The organism is Deltaproteobacteria bacterium, from assembly GCA_019310525.1.
In the GTDB taxonomy this organism is placed as follows: Bacteria; Desulfobacterota; DSM-4660; order Desulfatiglandales; family HGW-15; genus JAFDEE01.
The window spans coordinates 1-6,742 of record JAFDEE010000122.1 but is presented as its reverse complement, the minus strand read 5'-3'; the positions used below and the strand labels follow the sequence as shown (position 1 = coordinate 6,742).

5 protein-coding genes are annotated in these 6,742 nt (G+C 52.0%); all 5 read right to left on the bottom strand.

Annotated features, from left to right (window positions below):
- Window positions 1–656: 2-oxoglutarate synthase (locus JRF57_15675; protein MBW2305140.1), on the bottom strand; the 656-nt coding region annotated here is incomplete at its 3' end.
- Window positions 637–1,770, bottom strand: coding sequence for a pyruvate flavodoxin/ferredoxin oxidoreductase (locus tag JRF57_15670; protein MBW2305139.1), 1,134 nt, complete (start codon window positions 1,768–1,770; stop codon window positions 637–639). The genes JRF57_15670 and JRF57_15675, both read right to left, overlap by 20 nt.
- Before the next feature lie 111 nt (window positions 1,771–1,881).
- The gene (locus JRF57_15665) at window positions 1,882–3,276 is read right to left on the bottom strand and encodes a hypothetical protein (protein MBW2305138.1); all 1,395 of its coding nucleotides are present in this window, start codon (window positions 3,274–3,276) and stop codon (window positions 1,882–1,884) included.
- 58 nt (window positions 3,277–3,334) lie between these two features.
- A complete protein-coding gene (locus JRF57_15660; GenBank protein ID MBW2305137.1) occupies window positions 3,335–4,606 on the bottom strand; it encodes an FAD-dependent oxidoreductase in 1,272 nt (423 codons plus the stop codon).
- 182 nt (window positions 4,607–4,788) lie between these two features.
- Window positions 4,789–6,510 (bottom strand): thiamine pyrophosphate-binding protein, encoded by a 1,722-nt coding sequence (locus tag JRF57_15655; GenBank protein MBW2305136.1) that lies wholly within the window; start codon window positions 6,508–6,510, stop codon window positions 4,789–4,791.
- Window positions 6,511–6,742 lie beyond the last annotated feature (232 nt).

Genomic DNA, 6,742 nt, shown 5'->3' with positions numbered 1-6,742 from the left:
GGCGGGAGAGTGGCGAGTCTTTCATTGATGATTCGGGGGTTGAGGCTGTTTTTCCTGGCATAGCGACCGGTACACATCCCCCAAATATCGAGCACTGAAAATCCCCTATGTCGGATGGCTCGTCCAATCTCCTCGGCAAGATCTTTCCTGAAACTGGAACAGCGCCTTACATAGGTAGCCCCTGCAGAACGAGCCACTTCACCGATGTCAAAAGGTCGTTCCAGCCTGTTGAGAAAGCCGGAGTTCACTTCTGCATCCGGAGGAGTGGTTGCGGAGTGCTGGCCTCCGGTCATCCCGAAATTGAAATTATTAAGGACAAGCAGAGTAAGGTCGATGTTCCTTCGGCATGCACTCAAGAAATGGGCACCACCGATCCCTATTCCGCCGTCACCCATGGAGACAACCACATTGAGTTCCGGGCGGGCGAGCTTGATCCCAAGGGCATAAGTAAGGGCCCGCCCATGGAGGCCGTGCAGGGCGTGGGTGTGGAAGAATGTGTCAAAAAGACCGGAACATCCGATGTCACTCACTATAATGATTTCATCGCCACGCAGACCCATATTTTGAAAGGCCTTGTCAAGGGCGTGGGCGACGCGTTTGTGCGTACAGCCGGGACAAAAAGCGGGGGGTCTTTCGTCATTCAGTAGACTGGGCATCGGCGATAACCTTCCTGATTTTGGCTGGCGTAATCAGTTTGCCGTTCATGCAGCCATAAAAATGAATCTTTTTGTCGGGCAGAACACGCTCGATTTCTCTTACATATTGCCCTACGTTCATCTCCAGCACAATGATTCGTTTGGCGCTAGAGGCCTTTTCTTTGATCAGGGTTTCCGGTACGGGCCAGAGGGTCTTAAGTACCAGCAAGGAGACGGGGTGTTTGGTATTCCGCAGTTCCTTAAAGACCTCCACGGCTGTCCGGGCGGTGATCCCGTACGTGATTATTAAGTCCTCAGCCTTCTCGGCAACATAAGCTTCATGGAAGCAGAATCGTTCCACCGCCGATTCGAGTTTCTGCTTCAGCCTTTCCTGGGTTGCGGCTATATCCTCAGGATTCGTGGTGATATAACCGTCCGCACCATGGGTCGATGAGGTCTGGCGCACAAGGATTTCATGCCCGAAGGGCAAAAAGTCAGGGACCATGCGTCCCTGAGGAATCCTAAAAGGCATGAAAGATGTTTCTTTCGGCGGGGTTCGACGCTGCACGATCTCCGGCTTCGGAACGGTCGCCAGGTCAATGCTTTCCTTGGTCATGCCGATCTCCTTGTTGGAGGCAATGGAGACTGGACATCTGAACTCTTCTGCAAGATTGAAGGCATGAATCGTCAGGCAAAAGCAGTCCTTAACATCGACAGGAGCAAGTACAATAACCGGCTGCCCACCACTGCTCCCCCAACGCATGAACTGGATATCTCCGTCCGCACCCCGCGTTGCAGAACCCGTAGAAGGGCCTAATCGCTGGACATCAACAATGACGATGGGAATCTCACTCCCAATCGCGAAAGAAATATGTTCAGAGAAAAGGCTGAGCCCCGGACCCGATGTGGCAGTCATCACTTTCAATCCAGCCATGGAGGCCCCGAGGCAGGACCCGATAGATGCAATTTCGTCTTCCCCCTGAATGCAGATTTCACCCAGAGGGGGAAGCAGTTTCAACATGGTATTGAAGATGGTGGTGGCGGGTGTGATCGGATATCCGGCATAAAACCGGCATCCTGCAGTCACCGCCCCCCAGGCAACGGCCTCATTTCCTTCCATAAGGGTTAACATCATTTTGTTCTCACCTGTCGAGTTAAGCTTTCACCCTGTCCGGTTATGAACTAACAGGGTGAAATTTTTGATGAGTTCAAGGTTGTTTGTGCAGGATTCAAATCCTAAGGTAAACTAGAGCATAAAAATGGCCACAATCACGACACCCACCAGCCCGCAAAGGGTCGGTACCAGGTTGCGGCGTGCTACCTCGACCGGATCGGTCCCCGTGATGGCAGCGGCCGGAATCACAGCCCATGGGACGATACAACCACCGCCCACCGCGATACAGAAAAACTGCCCCAAGGCAGTAAGAGAAGGAAGATTCAGGTCAGAGGGTTTACCCAGCACTTGGGCAAGGGAACCGATTAGCGGCAGACCGGAAAATCCGGAACCGTCGAGGCCGGTGATCCCGCCGACGACTGACTGTGTTATCGCCGCCGTAACACGGCCGATGGGGATTGAATTTGCCAGGGCCTGTCCCAGATCAAAAAGGAGTCCTTTTGCGTCCGGCCCAAAAATGATCTTGGCCGGGCCCGGTGCACCCATGAAAAAGAAGGCAGCGATAAAAAATACAGGAGTAAAGATTCTCACCCCAAACTTGAAACCCTCTCTTCCATGATCGGTCAGCTTTTCCATGCCTTCTTTTCCGTAAACTCCTAAGGCCACCACCACCATAATGAGAACAATCGTTCCCCCCAGAAGGGCGGTTGCATCACCTCCTCGAATCTTGAAAACAAGCATGGCTGCAAGGTTAAGGATGAAGAGGACACCTATCAGCCAGATCGCAAACTTCTTGAAACCAGGCGCCGCCTTTGACCATTTTTCGACCTCTTCCTTTTCCGAAGAAGAAACCTCAAGGGGCTCCCACTCGATCGGTTTTCCTTCGCTGGCCCTGACATCCTTCCTGACGGATAGGTAGGAAAGGGGCAAAGCAATCGCCGCCCACACGATGACAAGGGGAAGAGTCTTTATCATCACACTCCCCACGGAGACTCCGGCCGCCTTGGCGGCGATGCTGGGGGCCCCCTGGATGACATAATCGGTGGTCAGGGCCACTCCATAACCGAACATGCTGATAGCCATTGCAGCACAGATAGGCGGCAGTCCCGCTTTGATGGCGGCGGGCAGGAGCAGGGCGCCGACAAGCGCAATGGCAGGGGATGGCCAGATCAGCCACGCCACAATCATGATGATCACGCCCAAGGCCCAGAAGGCAACAGTCGGGGATTTGATCAATCCCCGGAGCGGCCGGAACATCATTTCCACGATCCCGGTCTCCTCAAGCATCTTGGCCATGGCGACTATAATGGAAATGATGAGCACAATGCCGAGCAGTTCACTGAAGGCGGCTTGGACGGCATTGAAGATCGCCTGAACGGCCTGTATGAGATCACCCGTTATCACCCATCCCAAAATAAAGGCTGCAACCATGCAGACCAGGGGGGTTTCCAGCCGGAAGGTCATCGCTACCAGTACAGCGATAATGCCGATGAGGTAAATCCAATGGGCAGCAGTTAATTCCACCATTGCTTCCTCCTTTCCGTCTAAAGGGTTAATAGGACAATGGGCGGTATTTATTAAACAATCAGGAAAAAATTCCGCTCATTCCTGCTGAATCGACCCTCTTTTCAATTTCCTCTATATCGATGGAATAGAGGCCTCGTTCTCCCATTCGCTTAAAAAAGACGGAACCTGAAAATGTATATTTCAAGCTGCGGATTCCCTCATCTATCATTTGCGTCCGTACGTAGCTTATCAGTTCCCCCACGGCGAGAGTCGTGGGAAGTATAAGCGGCTTTTCCTTTTTGATGTATCTTACGGCATTGTATCCTGCCAGGGTCCCCGTGCAGATGGCCTCCGTATGCCCCACCATCAAGCCCGCCTTTTCACCGGCGCAAAACAGATTCTCCACCCCTTCTACTTTCAGTGCATTATCCCTTGGCGACATTCCGATATAGCGAATGGAATTTCCAATACCACCTGCATAAGGATCCTCGTAGCGAGCATTTTCAAGACCGGGAATCTCCCGCAGGGCCTCCAGGGGGAAAAATGGGGTCATCAGCTTGGCATGACCGGTATCCAGGAGGACGATGTTTTCCTCGAAATCGCTCAGGGCGTATTGCTGGCAACACTTCAGGGCAAGTTTCCCTCTTATTATTTTTGATTTTGGAATAGGCACCACCGATACACCCTTGGTGTTTAACTCGTCGACAATTGCAGGATCCAGGGATTCTTTCATTAGTTTGCATGATCCGCTCATGGCCCCGATACGGCCGTTTTTTTCGCCGGAGATTTCCCGGACACCGGCTTTTGCGGCAAGACTCACCCGCCCGCCGAACGAATGGCATCTCAGGATACACATGGCGCAGCCATTGCCGTACTTGTTGCAATTGGCCGGTGGACCGGCCGTCCCGGTGGTGTCTATAAAGGCATCGCCGGCAAAGTATAATTCCTCTTTTTCTTGTTTCGCCAGGACCGACTTGATACGATTTCCATCCATTTCTGCGTTCACTATCCGGGTGTTGCTCTGGATCCGGACTCCTTGTCTGAGAAGAAATCTTTTAACGACCGGCTCCATCCTTGCTACATTGTAAAGAGATGCATGTCGGTGACCCGGGAAATCGACATCCTTATGGAGTGCGGTTTGGTCCATGAGATGAAACAACTCGCCTCCGGACATCGCAATCATCTCTTCAGCAGCCGTAAAACGGCCGTTATTTCGAAAAATCCCTCCGACAAGACCCGTACCCAGAAGCATGTCCGTCCGATCGATCAACACGGCCTCCGCGCCTTTTTTGACGACTGTGAGGGCGGCTGCACACCCGGCCCAACCCCCTCCAACAATAATAACTTTCATTTGTTCATCCTCCTTATTGAATGGAAGTCACAAAACACCACCAGAAGAAAAGAAGGCTTGAGAGGGGTGTAATCAAGGGGACCCATAGGCCTGTTATGGAAGCAGAACGATGCCGGATAGGCGAAAGATCAAGAAGGATATGTATTTAAATGGTAAGGCCATGGATCATCGCCTGTTTGTCTTTACGCCGATTGGTCCCACTCCTTTTCTGCTGCCTTCTGCCAGGAAAATACAGGTGGAAGGTGGCTTGCCTCTGATTCTGCTATCACGTCCAGAAAGACAGGTCTGTCACAGGCAAACACCTCTTCAAGGTATCCATCCAGATTTTTGGGATCTTCTATCCTTAATGCCTTCAAGCCGAAACCCTCTGCTACAAGGACGGGGTCGCCTCTAGTAAAGTCAACGGAGTAAAACTTCCCTTTGCTGTGAAGTGCCTGCAGGGCCTTGATCCACCCGAAGCAGGCATTGCTGAAGTGAATAAGCACTGCCGGTATCTCCAGCCGCGCCAGCGTTTCCAGTTCGCCTGCCGCCATCCCCAGGCTGCCGTCTCCGAAGAGCCCAATGAGTCGAGCATCAGGGCGGGCGAAATAGGCCCCCACGGTGGCCGGAATGGCATAACCCAGTCCTCCATAGGCCCGGGGAATGATGAATCTTGAGCCCTTGCCCCCCAGCTTCAGATAGCGGGTGATATAGGGAGTAGGCGTCCCTGCATCCGCGATTACGATTGATGGGGAGGGGAGGTGTCTGTTGAGGGCCGCAATGACCGTTTCAGGCTTTATAGGCATACTGTTTGATTGGAGATCTTTTTGGGATTCCTTCCAGAATTGGCTCCGTAGCTTGTTTAGTCGCTGAATCCATGGCGAGATATCTTTTGCTTTTTCTTTTCCCTTGAGAAGCACCAGGACATCCTTCAAGACAAGTCTTGCATCGCCAGCTACGCTGAGGGTGTTGCGGTAGTTGTTTGAGAGAAGTTCAGGATCAAGATCGATCTGAAGGATTTTTCGTTCAGGAGTGTAAACCGGCAGAGACCAGTTAATTGTGGATACAGAACCCATCTTACAGCCCACGTAAAGCAGGACATCACCTTCTTCGACGCACTGGTGGGCATGGGGGTGGAAGCCATTATCTCCGATCACGCCCATGGCAAGCGGATGTTCATCGGGCATGATTCCCTGGCCTGATATTGTGGTCACAACGGCAGCGGACAACCATTCGGCCAATTCCATAACCTGAGGGCCGGCCTGAGAATGATTGGCCCCACCCCCTGCAATGATCACAGGTCTTTCCGCTTTAATGAGGTGTCTTGTGAGTTTTTCAAGCACATTCCGACTGCCCCGGGTCCTGTAAGCCGGATACCTCCTGCATTCCGGTTCTGAATAGATCAGGTTTTCCTCTGCTTTGAACTCCTCCTTGATTATTTCTTGAGGGAGAGCCATGTGCACAGCCCCAGGGCGACCGGTGGTGGCGATTCTGAATCCCCTCCTGATGCTTTCGGGTATCTTTTTTGCGTCTTTGATGACGCATGACCACTTGGTGATGGATTTGAAGAGCCCCTGGCAATCAAGTTCGGTGATCGTGGATTTACCTTCCCCGGAGAGAGGAATATCAGAGGTGAACAGGATTACAGGAATGGAAGAGGCGTTGGCCTCTGCGACTCCTGGAACGGAATAGAGGGGACCTGCGCCGCTCGGACACTCGCAGATTCCGGGCCTGTGAGAGAGGCGCGCATAAGCATCCGCCATGAAGGAAGCGGACCGTTCATCCCTGGCCAGAACATGGCGAATACGGTTTTTTGCCTCATAAAGGGCCTCGTAGAGAGGAATGCTGGTATCTCCCGGGACACCGAAAAGTACATCAACCCCGTATTCCCGAAGCATTCGTACAACTATTTTTGCTCCGTTCATTTCGGACTCCTCGTACTGTTCAATATGCTGAATACCCGAAGGATAGGAAGCCGCCCTTTGAGATCATCACCGCTTTGAGTGTGATATCGAAAGATCACCCCTTGAATGAGACGAAGAAATTGGAATCGTTGGCCAAATATGTCGCTCTCTTACATGTAATCTCGGTTGATGTGATTGCAAATGTAATTAAATAATAAATTTATTTTGTGATATTATATTTGTCAAGCTTTTT